This is a genomic window from Methylobacterium phyllostachyos (assembly GCF_900103445.1).
GTDB classification, from domain to species: Bacteria; Pseudomonadota; Alphaproteobacteria; order Rhizobiales; family Beijerinckiaceae; genus Methylobacterium; species Methylobacterium phyllostachyos.
The window spans coordinates 181,165-197,558 of record NZ_FNHS01000009.1; the positions used below are offsets into that span (position 1 = coordinate 181,165).

Genomic DNA, 16,394 nt, shown 5'->3' on the forward strand with positions numbered 1-16,394 from the left:
CGTTTCAGCCGTCAGGCCAGGGCCGGCAGCGTCACCACAAGGCGTGCCCCGCCGGATGCCGTGGCCTCGGCCACGATCGTACCGCCATGCGCCTCCGCGATCTGCCGGGCGATGGCGAGGCCGAGCCCGGTGCCCCCGGTCTGCCGGTTCCGCGACCGCTCGACCCGGTAGTACGGGCTGAACACTGAGACCCGCTCCGCCTCTGGGATGCCCGGCCCGTCATCCTCCACCACGACCTGGCAAGCGCTGCCCGCCCGCCGCACCGCCACGGCGACCGACGAGCGCCCGAACTTGACCGCGTTGCCGATCAGGTTGGCGATCACCCGGCGCAGGGCCACGGCGTCGCCCGCCACGGTGGCGTCGGGCACCTCCTCCCCCGACAAGCTGATCCGCGCGCCCTGCGCGGCATGTTCGGCGACCTCGACCGCGACGATATCAGCAAGGTCCACGGGCGCCCGCCCGATTTCCGCGGCCGTGCCACGGGCGAAGCCGAGCGACGTCTCGATCAGCGCGGTCATCGTATCGAGGTCCTCGACCAGCCGCTCCCGCCTGTCCGGTTCGGCGATGCCCTCCGCCCGCAGGCGCATGCGCGTCAGGTAGGTCTTGAGATCGTGCGAGATCGCGCCGATCAGCAGCGAGCGCTCGGCCATCAGACCGACGATGCGCTCCTGCATCGCCTGCACGGCCTGAGTGAGACGCTGGATCTCCGGTGCGCCCTGCGGCGTGGCGGTCCGCTCGGTTACGCGGCCGTCGAAACGGGACACGGCGTCGGTGAGGCGGCGCAGCGGGGCGAGTTCGTGCCGAGCGCCGACGATGACGAGGCCGGCGGCGACGACGCCGAGCACCGCCACCCACAGGCTGAGCGGCTGCCCGAGCAGCCACGGCATGAGCGAGCGGTGCTTGGTAACAGCCCAGATGATCAGCGTCCGCCCGTCCGGCAGCCGATCGGTGGCGAGCGCCAGGCCGCCCATGGCCCGTCGCCCGGTACCGGCGGCGCGGTCGGCCGGACCGATGCCCCGGTACAGCATCGTGGGCTCGGTGAAGGCGCGGATGCCGTCGGAGGCGTCGCCGGTCAGGCGGCGCAGACGCCCTTCGAGGACGGGATCACGGATCATCTCCGCCACGTCGAGCGGCGTGTCCACGATCTCGGCCCGCAGCGCCTCGCCGTTCACCGCCCGCAGGATGGCTGGCCGCTGGGCCGGATCCGCATCCTTCATCAGCGCCATGATGCCCGCGGCCTGATCGAGGCGGGGGAAGCGAGAGGCGTAGGGCCGGCCCTCCTGGCTGCGCTGCCAGCGGTCGATGCCGAAGGTCGCCACGACAAGCAGCGAGAGCGCCCCCAGGAGGACCAGCATGATCCGCCCGAGGAGGCCGATCCGCCCCATCACGGCGTCCCGGTCTCCACCGGAGCGGCCAGGATGTAGCCGGCGTTGCGCACGGTCTTGATCAGCCCCGCTGCGCTGCTGCCGGCCGCGTCGAGCCTGTGCCGCAGGCGGCTGACCTGCACATCGATGGTGCGGTCGAAGGCGTCGGCGGTGCGGCCGCGGGTCCAGTCGAGGAGCTGGTCGCGCGAGAGGACCCGCTGGGGCCTCGTGACGAAGCAGTGCAGCAGATCGTATTCGGCACTGGTGAGCGGGATCTCGGCGGCGGGCTCCCCAGTCATCACAGTGCGTGCCGCGAGGTTGATGGCGAGATCGGCCACGCTCAGCGTCTTGGGGCCGGTCTCCACGGCCGGGGCAGCGGCGCCGGTCCGGCGCAGGACGGCGCGGATGCGGGCCAGCAGCACCCGCGGGTTGAACGGCTTCGAGACGTAGTCGTCGGCGCCCATCTCCAGGCCCAGCACCCGGTCGATATCCTCGTCCTTGGCGGTCAGCATGACGATGGGCGGGCCGCCCGCCCCGCGCAGGCGGCGGCAGATCGAGAGCCCGTCCTCGCCCGGAAGCATCCAGTCGAGCACGATCAGATCCGGAGCCGGTCCTGCCGCGAGCGCACGATCGAGGCTCGCGCCGCCATCGAAGGCGACGACGCGCAGGCCCTCGCCTTCGAGATAGCCGGCGAGCAGCGCGCGGATTTCGGGATCGTCCTCGACGATGGCGATGGTGGTGCCGTCGGTCATGATCCGAGGATAGGCAGGCTGGGCGGCACGGCAACGCGGAAACGGCCGTTGTCACAAAACGTTACAGGGCGGCGCCTTCCCGCGTCTGGGGGCTGTCCGTTCCCTCCGCCCGGACCCGAGGCGCACGCCCGCCACCCATGGATAGACCGCCGGCAGGACCACGAGCGTGAGCAGGGTCGCCGAGATCAGCCCGCCGATCACCACGGTGGCGAGCGGGCGCTGCACCTCGGCGCCCGCGCTGGTGGACAGGGCCATCGGCAGGAAGCCCAGGGCCGCCACCAGGGCGGTCATCATCACCGGGCGCAGCCGCATCTCGGCCGCCCGCGTCGCCGCCTCCCGGGGAGCGAGACCGGTGGCTTCCAGGTCGCGGATGTAGCTCGTCAGTACCACGCCGTTCAGGATCGCGATGCCGAAGGTCGCGATGAAGCCGATCGCCGCCGAGATCGAGAACGGCATGTCGCGGAGCGTCAGCGCCAGGATGCCGCCGGTGGCCGCCATGGGCACGTTGAGGAAGATCAGCCCGGCGAGGCGGATGTCGCCGAACATCATCACCAAGAGCAGCAGGATCGCCACAAGCGCCGCGGGCACCACGACGGTGAGCCTTGCAGTCGCCTCCTGAAGGTTCTGGAACTGCCCGCTCCAGACCAGCGAATACCGTGGTGGTAGCATCACCTGCCGGTCGACCGCGGCCTTGGCGGCGTCCACGAAGCTCTGGACATCGCGGCCGCGGACATTCGCCTGCACGGAGATCCGCCGCTGCAGGCGCTCGCGGCTGATCTGCGCCGGGCCGGAGGCCACATCCACGCTGGCCACCATCGACAGCGGCACCATCATCCGGCTGCCCGCCTCCCGGCCGGGATCGCCGTTGCCGGAGCGGCCGACCGGCAGGGCGCGGATCCGCTCGATGTCGCTGCGGTCGGCCGGGTCGAGCCGCACCACGATCTCGGTGATCGAGTTGTCGTCGCCGTAAACGACGCCGCTGGTCCGGCCGCCGATGCTCTCGACCATGTCGAGCACGTCCGACACGTTGATGCCGTAGCGGGCCGCCTTGGCGCGGTCGACCTGAATCGTGAGCGCCGGCATGCCGGCCTGCGCCTCGGCCTTGACGTCCGCGGCCCCATCGATCCCGGAGACCGTGCGCACGATGGCGTCGGCTTTGTCCTTGAGGGTCTTCAGGTCGTCGCCGTAGAGGCTGATCGCCACGTCGCCGCGCACGCCCTCCAGCAGGTCGTCCATGCGCATTTGGATCGGCTGCGAGAAGGCGTAGGTCACCCCCGGAACCTCCTCCTTGAGCCGCTTGTCGAAGGCCGCGACGAGGCCCTCCTGCGTGTCGGCCGTCTTCCAGGTGGCGGGGTCGGCGAGGGTGATGAAGCTGTCGGTCGATTCGACGCCCATCGGGTCGGTCGGGATCTCGGCGCTGCCGGTGAGCGAGACCACGCGCTTCACCTCCGGAAACGACTTCAGCACCCGCTCGATGCGGGTCACCGTGGCGAGCGAGGCGTTGAGATCGATGCCCGGCAGCTTCTCGGAGGTGATGACGATCGAGCCCTCCGACAGCTTGGGCAGAAATTCGCCGCCGAGCCGCGTCGCCAGCACGCAGGAGCCGGCGAACAGCGCAAGCGTCGCCAGCACGGTGAGCCCGGCATGCCGCTCGGCGGCCTTCAGCAGCGGCGTGTAGGCGGCGCGCAGCCAGTGGACGAGCCGCGTCTCGCGCTCGCCGACGCCGCGGCCGGAGAGGAAGATCGCGGCGAGCGCCGGCATCAGCGTCATGGTGACGACCAGGGAGCCGGAGAGCGCCAGGATGACGGTCAGCGCCATCGGCACGAACATCTTCCCGGCCACGCCCTCGAGCGCCAGGATCGGCACGTAGACCAGGATGATGATCGCCACCGCGAACATCACGGGCTTGGCCACCTCGGCGGCGGCGTCCCGGATCAGGTCCCCGGGCGGCCGGTCCGGGTGCTCGCCGCGGGCGCGCAGCACGTTCTCGACCATCACCACGGCCCCATCGACGATCAGGCCGAAATCGATGGCGCCCAGGCTCATCAGGTTGCCGGACAGGCCGAGCAGCCGCATGCCGGCAAACGCCATCAGCATCGCGAGCGGAATCGCGGCGGCGACGATCAGGCCGGCGCGAAGGTTGCCCAGGAGCAGCAGCAGGACCACGATGACGAGGATCGCGCCTTCGAGGAGGTTGTGCTCCACGGTGTGGATCGTGCGGTCCACGAGCGCGCTGCGGTCGTAGTAAGGGACGATCTCCATGCCGGGCGGCAATTGCGGGCGCAGGTCGTCGATCGTCTTCTTGACCCGCCCGACCACCGCGCTGGCATTGTCGCCGATCTGCATCAGCGCGATGCCGACGACCGTCTCGCCCTCGGCGTCGTGGGTCACGGCCCCGAGCCGGACCTTGGGGGCCTCCACCACTTTCCCCAGCGTCGCCATGGTCACCGGCACGCCGCCCGGCCCGATGGCGACGACGATATTGGCGATGTCGTCCGGGCCCTTGGCGAGGCCGAGACCGCGGATCACCTCCTGCTGGTCGTTGTGCTCGATGTAGGCGCCGCCGCGGGCGGCATTGTTGTCGGCGAGCGCCGTGAAGACCTGGGCAAGGCTCACGCCGTAGCGGCGCAAAGCGTCGGCCGAGAACTGGACCTCGTAGGTCGGCATCTGGCCGCCGTAGATGTTCACGTCGACGATGCCGGGCGTCAGCTTCAGCTTCGGCGCAATCGTCCATTGCAGGGTGCGCCGGAGCTGCATCGGCGTGTAGGCGGGCCCGCGCAGCTCGAACTGATAGATCTCGCCGAGCCCCGTCGCCATCGGGCCCATCTGCGGGTCGCCGACGCCCGCCGGCATCAGGCTCTTGGCCGCCGGCAGGCGCTGGAACACCTGACTGCGCGCCTCCGTGATCGGCACGCCGTCCGCGAAGGTGACGTAGACCGCCGAGACACCGGCCCGCGACGTCGAGCGGATCCCGGTCAGGCCTGGCGCCCCCGCCATGGCGTTCTCCACCGGGAAGGTGACGAGCCGCTCGACCTCCAGCGGTCCGAGGCCCGGCGACAGGGTCAGGATCATCACCTGCTTGGGCGAGATGTCCGGCACCGCGTCGATCGACAGGCCTTCGAGGTTGATGATTCCGCCCGCCGCTGCGGCGAGCGCGATCATCAGCACCAGGAACCGGCGGCGGATCAGGAGGGCGAACCACGACCGCATCGGGGCCTCAATCCGTCGAGCCGAGCAGGCTGCGCAGCAGGATCGCCTTGAGCCCGAAGCTGCCTTTCGTCGCCACGCTGTCCCCGGGCGCGACGCCGCTGCGCACCTCGACCCAGTCGGAGCGCTGGATTCCAAGCGTCAGGGCGCGCCGCTCGAACTGGTCCGGTGTCACGCGCACGAAGGCGATCGGCCCCTGCTCGGTCTGTTGGATTGCGGCCGACGGAACGATGACGCCGTCGCGGCCGAGATCCGCGGCGATCGTCACCGAAACGAACATGTTGGCGCGCAGCAGGTCGCCCGGGTTGTCGAGTTCGATCCTGGCGGGCGCCGTGTTGGTGGCCGGATCCAGGGCGGCGTTCACCGAGCGGACATGGCCGTCGAGGGCGGCCTGGCCCGGGATCGGGCTCTCCACGGTGGCGGCATCGCCCGCCTTCACCCGACCAATATCGGGCCCGTAGAGGTTGGCGAGCACGAGGATGCGGGTCGGATCGGCGACTGTGACGGCGTCGCGGGTGGTGTCGACGACCTCACCCAGGGTCACGCCGACGCTGGTGACGACCCCGGCGATCGGGGTGACGACGGCGCTGGTCCCGGGAGCGCCCCCCTCGGTCGGGGCGAGGCGCTGGTACTGTGCCCGGTACATCTCGGTGTTGGCCTCGGCTGATTTCACCGCCGCCTGGGCCTTGGCGAGATCGACCTGCCGCCGTTCCACCTCGGCTTGGGCGACGCCACCGAACTTGAGCTGCTCCTGACCACGCTTGAACTGCAGCGCGGCCACCGCCTCGGAGGCCTTTGCCTCGCCGAGGGCAGCCTGCGCGGCGAGGTATCCGTTGCGGGCATCGAGGAGGCCGGCGGCGTCAAGGGTCGCCAGGGTCTCGCCGGCCCGAACCCGGTCGCCGGGCTGGACGGCGAGGCTCAGCACCCGGCCCTGCGTCCGCGGCTTGAGGTGCGTCACCCGCCGTTCGTCGAAGGCGACCGTGCCGGGAACGCGCACCGGCAGCACGATCCGGCGGGTCTCGGCCGTCCCGAAGGCGAGGCCGATCCGCGTCTGGCCTGCTGCATCGAGGGTGACGCGATCGGGGTTCGCCGGCGCCGCATCGGATGTGTCGGTCTCGGCCGCCGGCGTGCTTGGCGCAGGTGGCGTCAGGCCGAGCATGGACAGGATGGGCGCACGCTCGATCCAGCCCGCCGCAGCGAGCCCGGCCAGGGCCAGCAGGAGGAGCGCGCGGATACCGCCGCGGCGGCGCTGCGCGATTTGGGCGGGTGGTGAGGTTACCGCGTCGTGCAGGTCCTCGGGCGCAACGGCCTCTGCGTCCGTGGCGCGGGCAGGCGCCTCCGTGTTCAGCGTCATCGCCGCGCTCGTCGATCGCCGGAGATGGGCCGGCTCATGCGTCGAAACCCGGGCGCAGCACCTCGTCGCTTACGAAGCGCCCGGTCTCGACCTCGCGGACCACCACCTCATAGCCCTCGCTGCGGAGTTCCCTCAGCCGATCCACCGAGACGTAGCTCCGCGTCTCCACGTCGTAGAGGCGGGACTGGGCGTAGCGGTTGATGAGGCGCCGGGGCCGCTTCTTCCTAGGCATGCATGGTGCCCGTGGGATGGCGGCGGGCGGCATCGCGAACGGAAATGCCCGGATCCGCAAGGCGGGCCCATCGGTGCGCACGCATTCTGCGGGACGGGGTCTGCATCGTGGCAATCCGGTGAGACGAAAATGGGCCGTGAAACCCGCGTTGGTACGCGTTAGAGTCATTCTAATAAGTTAGGCGAAGCCGATGGGGCGCCACTAAATTCGGGTTCACAGTCGCGTCGGCACGGGACCGCCCGGCCGAAGTGCGGCACAGGGGAAACGGGTCGGAGGCGCGGGCGTGGCGAGGGTGCTGCTGATTGAGGACGATGCGGAGACGGCCGGGGTCGTGCTCGACGATCTGCGCGGGCGTGGTCACGCGGTCACCTGGGCGGCGAATGGGCCGGAGGGGGCCCGGGCGGCCCGGGACGGCGCCTGGGGCGCGATCATCCTCGACCGGATGCTGCCCGGCCAGGACGGACTCGGCGTCCTGCAGGATCTCCGCCGGGATGGGGATCGGACTCCCGCCCTGGTGCTGAGCGCGCTGGGCGACGTGGACGAGCGGATCCGCGGCCTGCGGGCGGGCGGGGACGATTATCTCGCCAAGCCCTTCGCGCTCGGCGAGCTCGCCGCCCGGATCGAGGCGCTGCTCCGGCGCCCGGTGGACAGCCGTGCGACCTTACTGCGCGTCGGCAGCCTGGAGATCGACCTCATCGCCGGGACCGGCCGACGCGGCGCGCGCGACCTCGAATTGCTGCCGCGCGAACTCAAGCTCCTCGCCTACCTGATGCGCGCGCCCGGCCAGATCGTCACCCGGGCGATGCTGTTCGAGGAGGTCTGGAACTACCGGTTCACCCCGAAATCGAACCTGATCGACGTCCATCTCGGTCGTCTGCGCCGAAAGCTGGAGGCGTGCGGCGGACCGCCCCTGATCCAGAACGTGCGCGGTCTCGGCTTCACCTTCACCCCCGATGACTGATCTCCTGCGCTCCACAACCTTACGCTGGGCGCTCGGGATCGCCCTGTGGTCGGTGCTGCTCGCGCTGGCGATCTTCGCCTTCATCTACTGGCAGACGGCCGCCTACCTGCGCGAGGAACTGGCCGAGACGCTGCGGCTCGAAGTCCGCGCCGCCGCGGCCGATCCCGCCTCTGCGGCTTTGCGGGTCGATACCTGGACCGCCATGGACCTGCACGCCACCCATTATGGCGGCCTGTTCGGCCCCGATGGCGCCCGCCGGGCGGGTAACCTCGACGCGATGCCTGATCGGCTCGCCCGCGACGGGGATGCCGATCGCGTCAGCGCCATCGTGCAGGTCGCGGGGCGCAGCCTCGACGACGAGATCTGGGCGGCTGCCCTGCCGCTGCCCGACGGCAGCACAGTGGTGATCGCCCATGATTCCGACGAGATCGACCGCGTGCGGGTGACGACCCTCCGGGCGCTCGGCCTCGGCCTCGTCCCGACGCTGGCCCTGTCGGGGCTCGGCGGCCTCCTGCTGGCGCGGCGGGGCCGCCGGCGGCTGGCCGCCACCGAGGCGGCTTTGGCCGAGGTGATGCGCGGCGACCTGCGCCGGCGCCTGCCGGTCGGCACGCGGGGCGACGAGTTCGACCGTCTGGCCGCGAACGTGAATCGGATGCTCGACGAGATCGAGCACCTGATGGGTGAGGTCCGCAGCGTCGGCGACGCGGTCGCCCACGACCTGCGCACGCCGCTGACCCGCCTGCGCGCCCGGCTGGAACGCAGCCGGGTACAGGCCAAGACGGTGGAGGCGTTCCACGAGACGATCGATCAGGGCCTCGCCTGGATCGACCAGACGCTTGCCATGGTCACGGCGGTGCTGCGGCTCGGGGCGATGGAAGAGGGGCGCCGGACCGCCTTCGCCCCGGTCGATCTTGGCGAGTTGGCCGCGGCGGCGGTGGATCTGTTCGAGCCCGCCGCCGAGGATAAGGGCGTCCGGCTCACCCTCGCGGTCGCTGCCGGGATCCATGCCATTCGCGGGGACCGCGACCTCTGCTTCGAGGCCCTGTCGAACCTCCTCGACAATGCCCTGAAGTTCACGCCCGAAGGCGGCGCCGTCTGCGTGCGCCTCTCCCGCCTCGGCGACAGGATCGGCATCGCCGTGGAGGATACGGGGCCGGGCCTGCCCGTGAGCGAACGCAGTAAGATCTTCCAGCGCTTCTACCGCGCTGAGGTAGCCCGCCAGACCCCAGGCAACGGTCTCGGGTTGAGTCTCGTGGCCGCGATCGCCAAGCTCCACGATGCCACCGTGAACGTCGGGGCGGCTTCGACGGGCGGGTGCCGTTTCGATCTGACCTTCCCCGCTGCGACGGCGGGCTAAGGCCGGGGGTCGCCGCGTCTGCCCGATCTTCCAGACGGGGATCTTCCTGCTCGGCTTCTGACTGATGTGGCTTCGTCAGCGCAGTGCTCGGTTTCGGGCTGCCGCAGGCCTCGTCGCGGTTCGCCACGCTCACGGATGGGCACGGGCGCACCGGGCTGTCGCGCCGACCTCGGCGGCACAGATGGCTGACCGCCCCCTAAACGATAGGCGCGAGCTGGCGTGAGCTTGCAATGACACCTGTGATGCCTCGTAATCTTGACATAAATCAAGTTGGCAAGCGGTTGATGCGTGCGAGGGTGCCGCAGGCTTCTTCGGCAGCGCGTCGGAGGAACGCGGACGACGCGGTTCCGGCCTTCATAGGTGAGTGCGGGCCTGGGCCGGTGTGCCCGCGCCGTCTCGGGCCGAAAGCGTGCAGCTTCTCGGGATGCGTATCCCCCCGCTGCCCCGCACATTTCGGCGCGCGTGCTCGACGAGGTTTCGCGGGAGATGTCCCTCGAGATCCAATCCCGCGACGGCGGCTGGTGCCACGTCTTGGTCGGGGCTGCGTCGGGTTCCGTACGAGAGGAGGTCGGGCACGGGCGGTCGAACGCCGTGCTGCCGCAGGGGCACCGGGCCGACAGCGCCTGCCTCACGGTTGCCCAGCCGGGGGCAAAGCTTGGCAGGACGAGCGGTTCTGCCCATCGAAGCCTTGACGGCGTCATCCGTCGGGTCTGGTGCGTCGAAGCTCTCTGAGAGTTCGGTGGATCGCAAATTCCCTGATCTCAGAACGGGCGATTGATCGCCGCACGATCCGGAACGTCGGGCTACGAAGCAAGTTCTGTCGAGGATTGACGGAGAGACAGACTTTGCAAGCACCTGTGCGCTACAGCCCGGAGGTCGAGACCCTAGGACAGGACGAGGGACAGACCATCGCACATCTGTGCGAGACCTTCGATACCATCCTGCAGCGGGTCGCCAGCGATTCCGGCCATGCCGTCCGCGCCGTGCATGCCAAGGCCCACGGGATTCTGGAGGGCAGGCTGACGATCGATGCGGGCCTCCCCCCTGAGCTGGCGCAGGGCCTGTTCGCCACGCCGGGCGAGCACAGGGTCTACATGCGACTGTCGACCAATGCCGGCGACATCCTGCCCGATGCCGTCTCGCTTCCGCGCGGCTTGGCCTTGAAAGTTCTCGATGTGCCGGGCGAGCGTCTGCCGGACGCGGAAGGCACGACGCAGAACTTCATCATGGTCAACGGGCCGGTCTTTCAGGCCCCGGATGCGGAAAAATTCCTTGGCAGCCTGAAGCTTCTGGCCGGGACCACCGACCGGGCGGAGGGCCTGAAGGTCGCCGCCTCGACGGTGCTGCGCGGGGTCAACAAGGCTCTGCAGGCGGTCGGTGTCGAGAGTCCGACCCTCGCCGCGCTGGGCGGTGCGCCCAACGTCGATCCGCTCGGTGAGACCTATTACAGCGTCACGCCGTTCCGCTACGGCGACTACATCGCCAAGTTCTCGCTTCAACCGGTTTCGGCGGGTTTGACTGCCCGGACCGGCACCGAGATCGACGCTTCCGACCGCCCGAACGCGATCCGCGAGACGGTGCAATCCGAGATGGCCGGCCTCACAGGCGTTTGGGAGTTCCGGGTGCAGCTCTGCCGCGACTTGGATAGCCAGCCGGTCGAGGATCCGACCGTGGCGTGGGACGAGGCGGCGGCCCCGTTCCAGCGGGTCGGACTGATCCGGGTCGAGCCGCAGGACAGCTGGGATGGGGACCGGGTGCGGGCGGTCGACGAGGAGATGCGCTTCAGCGTCTGGACCGGGCTTGCCGCACATCGGCCGCTCGGCAACATCAACCGCGCCCGGAACGCGCCATACCGGCACTCGGCGCAGTTTCGCGAGCGCTTCAACGGCTGCCCGATCCACGAGCCGCCCGCCGGCCGCTGAGGGCGCACCGGCGATGCAGCTCCGGGAGCCTTCCGCCGCACGCCGATCTTTGTGGTCTCCCTCGGAGGCTCCGCTGCGGTCATTCCCCGTCGCCTGAGATCCAGACCGCTCGGCCCAATCCAAAGCCGGCATGCGGGCCTATCGTCCGCCGCGCCTCCCATTCTGACCAACACCTTCGCGACCGTGCCAGGGTTCTATGCCGGGGCGCAGCACGAGGGCGTGCGCCGGATGCCGGCCGGACGATGCGCCGACGGGCCGACCGTCGTCTCGGCCTATCCCGTCCCACGCGCGCCCGCGCCGCCTCGGGACTGGCTGGACCGCGTCGCGCGATGGCGGGAGATGCCGCGCGGCGGGCATTGCGCCGCCCTGGCGGTGCCGGACCTGTTCGTTCAGGACTGGCAGCGCGGCTGACGGCACCCTCCCGCCGCTCCTGGGACCCCATCGGGTCCTGATGCGTTGGCCCGCATCGTCATCCCGTCATCTGACTTGGAGTGCGCGCTATGAAGCTTGCTGTTGGCGTTCGCGTCGGGCTGGCCACGACGTTGATGTCCGGTGTCGCGGCGCTGGCCGGCCCGGCCGCAGCCGAGGACCCCGGGATGGGGAAACTCACCCAGGTCGCGAACTTCGACCATCAGGTCACCGGCGTCACCGTGAGCCGCGACGGGCGGATGTTCGTGAATTTCCCCCGCTGGAGTGAGGACGCGCCCGTCTCGGTGGCCGAACTCAAGGATGGCAAGCCGGTGCCCTTCCCGGATGAGGCCTGGAACAGCTGGCGCAACGCCAATGCGGACACGGTCGACCCGAAGACCCATTTTGTCTGCGTGCAGAGCGTGGTGGCCGACGGCCAGGACCGGCTCTGGGTGGTCGATGCCGCCGCTCCCGCCATGGCGCACGTGATCAAGGGCGGCCCCAAGCTCGTCGGCATCGACCTGAAGACCAACCAGGTCGTGAAGACGATCCCGTTCGATACGAGCACGGTGCTGCAGGCCTCCTACATCAACGACGTGCGGATCTCGCCCGACGGCAAGACCGCCTACCTGACGGATTCCGGCGCCGAGGGCGCGCTGATCGTGGTCGATCTCGACAGCGGTTCGGCCAAGCGCGTCCTGTCCGGCCATGCCGCGACCATGCCGGACAAGAGCGTGACCGTGCAGTATGACGGCAAGCCCCTGCGCCGCCCGGATGGCCGCGGCGTGGCATTCTCGGCGGACGGCATTGCCCTCTCGCCGGACGGCAAGACGCTGTACTGGCAGGCGATCAAGGGCAAGACGCTCTACAGCCTGCCCACCGAGGCGCTCACCGGCTGGGCGACCGCTTCCTTCGTGCCCGAGATGCTGAGCGACCGGACGCTGGAATCGAAGATCGTCGCGGTCGGCGAGAACGGGCCGGCCGACGGCCTGCTGATCGCCCGCAAGGACGGCCGGATGTACGTGACCTCGCCGCAGGATAATTCGGTCAAGGTCCGCGACCTCAGCGGTAAGGGGAGCGGCCTCACCACATTGGTCCAAGACCCGCGCCTGCGCTGGCCGGACACCTTCAGCGAAGGGCCGGACGGCACGATCTACCTGACGACGTCGCACATCCAGGACTCGGCCGATTACAAGCCTGGCGCACCGATCAGCCTCCCGACGGAACTCTGGGCCATCAAGGCGGCCTCAGGTGACGTCACCGGGTCTACGAAGGACGGAACCGCGCGGTGAGGTCGATCAAGGCGCAGGATCGACAGCAGCCGAGGTCCGGCTCAGGCGCGATCACGCACTGAGCCGGCAGGCGGGTTCCAGGTCAGCGATGAGCAAGTCTTGGTAGTCCGCGATGGGCCGCGGACGTCCGTACAGGTAGCCCTGCATCTCGGCACAGTGATGCTCCCGCAGGAACGCGCACTGCGCCTCGGTCTCGATGCCCTCGGCGATCACCGGCATGCCCAGGTTCTCGCCGAGGACAATGACCGCCCGCACGATCGCCATGCCTTTCTGTGTCACTCCAATCTGGCTGACGAAGGTCCGATCGATCTTCAGCCGGTCGAAGGGAAAGGACTGAAGCGTCAGCAGCGAGCTGTAGCCGGTCCCGAAATCGTCGATCGCGATGCGCACGCCGTGCGCCTTCAACTGCCGCAAAACCCGCCTCGCGCGGGTCGTGTCCTCAAGGAAGAGGCTCTCGGTGATCTCGAGCTCAAGCCTGCGCGGGTCCAGGCCGGTCTCGCTGAGCACCGCGTGCACGTAATCCGGCAAGCCTGATTGCCGGAACTGAGCGATCGAAAGGTTGACCGCAATGCCGAGCGGCTTCGCCCATCCCGCCGCCTCGCGACAGGCCGTTTGCAGGACCCACTCCCCCAACGGGAGGATCAGGCCGGTTTCCTCGGCGATCGGGATGAACTGTGCTGGCGAGATCGGTCCGCGAATGGGGTGATGCCAGCGCAGCAGGGCCTCGAAGCCGGTGACCCGACCCGTCGCGACTTCGACCTGCGGTTGATAGTGCAGGTCGAACTGCCCTGTGCCGATCGCGCTGCGCAGGTCGGAGGCGAGCCGATGCCGCTCTCGGGCTTCGATGTCCATCGCGGGCTCGAACAGGCTGAACGTGCCCTTGTCCTCACACTTGGCCCGGTAGAGCGCCATGTCGGCCGCACCGAGGAGCCGGTCATAGGCCGCGCCGTCCCGCGGGAAGACTGCGACGCCGACGCTGCAGCCGACCTCGACCCGGGCGTCATCCAATCGAAAGGAGGGGGTCAAGGCCCCGATGATGGCCCGCGCCGCATCGCCTGGTGTCCGCGCGGATCCGAGGTCGGTCGCCAGCACCGCAAACTCGTCGCCGCCGAGCCGCGCCGCCATGGACCCCGCGCCGAACACGTCGCGGAGGCGGCCGGCCACCTCGATCAGGAGCGCATCGCCGGCCGGATGGCCGAAGATGTCATTGATCTGCTTGAACCCGTCGAGATCGACGCACAGGAGCGCCGCCTCCGTCCCGGCGGCGGCGCAGGCTGCGAGCTCCCGCTCGACGGTTTCCTGGAACAGCCGCCGGTTCGGCAGCGCGGTCAGGGCATCGTGCCCCGCCAGGAAGCGCATCCGCTCCTCGGCGCGGCGGCGCTCGGTGATGTCCTCATGGGTGCAAACCCAGCCGCCCCCCGGGACCGGTGCCCGGGCGACGTCGATCGCGCGACCGTCGTTGAGTTCGATGACATCCCATATGCGGGTCTCGCCCGGTGGCTCGGCGAGAAGGTAGTTCCGATCCTGCTCCGCGACCAGGCGGCTGCAGATGTGCCCGCGGATCGCCTCGGCCGGGACGCCCTTGCACCGTAACCCGTCCGGGATCGCGTAGAGCGCGGCAAAGCGTGCGTTCATGATCACGAGGTTGCACTGGCCGTCGAACAGGCAGAGCCCCTGCGCCATGTTGTCGAGGGCGACCCCGAAGGCGGTGTGCTGGACGCGCAGATCGTGCTCCCCGCGCAGGCGCTCCTCCGCCCGCCCCTGGTTCTCGCGATCCCGCAGCCGGCGCGCGATGGAGAACCCCAAGCCAACAAGGCACGCCGTCAGCAGGGTGGCGCTGACGATGATGGCACCAGCCTGCTGGCGGAACGGCGCCAGAGCGGCCTTCGCCGTCCGGCTGACGATGAGCATCAGAGGATAATTGTCGAGGGATTGCACCGAGACGAAGCGATCCTGTCCGTCGATCGGACTCACGATGCGGGCCTCGCCGCTGGCGATGCCCTTGGCCGCGAACAGCGTCGCCGCGCTGCTCGGATAGGCGTTGCCGGTGGCGTCATCCCGGTGCGGATAGCGTACCATCAGCATGCCGTCCCGGCGGAACACGCCCACGACATAGTCGTCGGCTGGGATGATCCGGCGATACAGATCCTCGAAGTAGCTGAGCTCGACCGCGCCGAGAACCAAGCCGAGGAACGTGCCGTCGGGGGCGGTTACTTTGCGGGCGACGTAGATCGTCCACACAGCGTTGCCGCGGTTGCGGACAGGCCGGCTGATGAAGCGCTGCAGGGCCGGATCGGACACCAGCGCCTGGAAGTAGTCGCGGTCGGACAGGTCGACATCCGGAATCGGCCAGTAGCGGCTGAAATTCAGCAGCTTGCCCGTGTGATCCAGCACCGTAATGGCGTTGACCTGGGGCAGGGATGCGATGCGGGTACGCAGTTCCTCGTAGAGGTCGTGTCGGGTTGCGAGAGCTGCATATCCAGCCGCATCGGTGACATGGGCGTCGTGGAACTCATGGATCACTGCTTCCTGGGCGAGTTCCATCGCCTGAAGCGCACGGTCTGCTTGGTCCGCCAGAACCGTTGACAGGCTCGTGAGCCCGCGCGTGATGTCTCGCGTCGCCTGCCGTTGAAGATCCACCACCATCACGGCCGCCGCGAAGGCGATTACGGTGGCCAAAATCCCGCAGCCCATGATCGGCGTTCCCCGCAAGCGGATCGACGCGATCTTGAACACTGATCGTAAGTCGCGCATGTCGTGTAGGCTCAGACCACCCGGGATGCCCCATAGACGCGCCATTAGCATTGAAGCGGAGAATTAGGTCTTACCGATCTGAGATGCGCGAAGACGATCTATGGTCACATCACCTTGAGTTGGCGGCCTCGATGGGTCCTGCCGGAACGTTTCTGCGCGGCTCTGGCGATGGCTTAGGCGTAGCGCAGCTTCGGCCATCTCGCCGTAATGCCGCTGGCCGCTTAGGATCCTCTCTATCGAGAGGGATATCGGCGCGTCGCAATACGGCGCGAGCGCCGTGCCCGGCTGCAAGGGCAATCGGGCACGGTCCAAGGAACCGTCTCGCCTCGGAGCTGGCCAAGCGAAGGCAGCCCGTGACGTTCGCTGAGCGGCCAGGACGGGCTTGAGCTACGACGAACATGACGTCGTGCAGCGCCGCAGCCTGGCTGCGCGTTGGCGCGACGCCGATTGGTCGTCGGCAGGCACTCACACCGATGTCACGCGCGCGCCGCAGCGTTGGCCTTGCGGGTGGCCGCGGCCTTCTTGGCGGAGGCCGAGCGTTCGGCGGCACTGCGCCCGGCGGACGCCTTGCCGCCTGCTTCGCTGCCCTTGTGGGCCGCCGGGTGCCCCGTCGCCCTGCCACGCCCCGAGCCGCCGGGCTTCTTGCCGCCGCCGTCGTCCTTGTTGACGGTGGCCCAGGCGCGCGCTTCCGCCTCCTGCTCGGGCACGCCGCGCGCCTCGTACGACTCGGCGATATGCTCGGCCTTACGCTTCTGCTTGTCCGTATATTTCGACTTGTCGCCCTGAGACAT

Annotated in this window: 12 protein-coding genes; 5 read left to right on the plus strand and 7 right to left on the minus strand. The window is 69.4% G+C overall.

Translation table 11 applies throughout. The annotated features are described in order from the left end of the window. Positions 1–11 precede the first annotated feature (11 nt). Genes BLQ49_RS16110 through BLQ49_RS16130 form a run of 5 tightly spaced genes read right to left on the minus strand, consistent with a single transcriptional unit; the run spans position 12 to position 6,909 of the window. Entirely contained in the window at positions 12–1,385 is a 1,374-nt protein-coding gene (locus tag BLQ49_RS16110) for a sensor histidine kinase (protein ID WP_091717365.1), read from the minus strand. Beyond that, positions 1,385–2,116, minus strand: coding sequence for a response regulator (locus BLQ49_RS16115; RefSeq protein WP_091717367.1), 732 nt, complete (start codon positions 2,114–2,116; stop codon positions 1,385–1,387). The genes BLQ49_RS16110 and BLQ49_RS16115 overlap by 1 nt, the downstream gene beginning before the upstream one ends. Positions 2,117–2,167: 51 nt before the next feature. Beyond that, positions 2,168–5,326, minus strand: coding sequence for an efflux RND transporter permease subunit (locus tag BLQ49_RS16120; protein ID WP_244507624.1), 3,159 nt, complete (start codon positions 5,324–5,326; stop codon positions 2,168–2,170). 7 nt (positions 5,327–5,333) lie between these two features. Further along, entirely contained in the window at positions 5,334–6,677 is a 1,344-nt protein-coding gene (locus BLQ49_RS16125) for an efflux RND transporter periplasmic adaptor subunit (RefSeq protein ID WP_091717369.1), read from the minus strand. A 34-nt stretch (positions 6,678–6,711) separates the two neighbouring features. Beyond that, on the minus strand, positions 6,712–6,909 hold the full coding sequence (locus BLQ49_RS16130) for a polyhydroxyalkanoate synthesis regulator DNA-binding domain-containing protein (protein ID WP_091717371.1): 198 nt from the start codon (positions 6,907–6,909) through the stop codon (positions 6,712–6,714). Positions 6,910–7,192: 283 nt separating this feature from the next. On the opposite strand from BLQ49_RS16130, the gene BLQ49_RS16135 reads away from it, so the two are divergent. The 5 genes from BLQ49_RS16135 to BLQ49_RS16160 all read left to right on the plus strand — a co-directional run bounded on the left by BLQ49_RS16135 (position 7,193) and on the right by BLQ49_RS16160 (position 12,849). Further along, complete coding sequence (locus BLQ49_RS16135) at positions 7,193–7,870, plus strand: response regulator transcription factor (protein WP_091717373.1); 678 nt, start codon at positions 7,193–7,195, stop codon at positions 7,868–7,870. Beyond that, complete coding sequence (locus BLQ49_RS16140) at positions 7,863–9,227, plus strand: HAMP domain-containing sensor histidine kinase (RefSeq protein WP_091717374.1); 1,365 nt, start codon at positions 7,863–7,865, stop codon at positions 9,225–9,227. The genes BLQ49_RS16135 and BLQ49_RS16140 overlap by 8 nt, the downstream gene beginning before the upstream one ends. An 845-nt stretch (positions 9,228–10,072) precedes the next feature. Further along, positions 10,073–11,149, plus strand: a complete 1,077-nt coding sequence (locus BLQ49_RS16150) for a catalase family protein (RefSeq protein WP_091717376.1) — start codon at positions 10,073–10,075, stop codon at positions 11,147–11,149. 183 nt (positions 11,150–11,332) lie between these two features. After that, positions 11,333–11,560 (plus strand): hypothetical protein, encoded by a 228-nt coding sequence (locus BLQ49_RS16155; RefSeq protein ID WP_143012268.1) that lies wholly within the window; start codon positions 11,333–11,335, stop codon positions 11,558–11,560. Between the two features lie 89 nt (positions 11,561–11,649). Further along, positions 11,650–12,849, plus strand: coding sequence for an L-dopachrome tautomerase-related protein (locus BLQ49_RS16160; RefSeq protein ID WP_091717378.1), 1,200 nt, complete (start codon positions 11,650–11,652; stop codon positions 12,847–12,849). 51 nt (positions 12,850–12,900) lie between these two features. On the opposite strand, the gene BLQ49_RS30625 is transcribed toward BLQ49_RS16160, so the two are convergent. Next, positions 12,901–15,603: a bifunctional diguanylate cyclase/phosphodiesterase gene (locus BLQ49_RS30625; RefSeq protein ID WP_167627718.1), complete on the minus strand. Its 2,703-nt coding sequence runs from the start codon at positions 15,601–15,603 to the stop codon at positions 12,901–12,903. 476 nt (positions 15,604–16,079) lie between these two features. Continuing rightward, on the minus strand, positions 16,080–16,394 hold the full coding sequence (locus tag BLQ49_RS16170; protein WP_091717380.1) for a plasmid stabilization protein: 315 nt from the start codon (positions 16,392–16,394) through the stop codon (positions 16,080–16,082).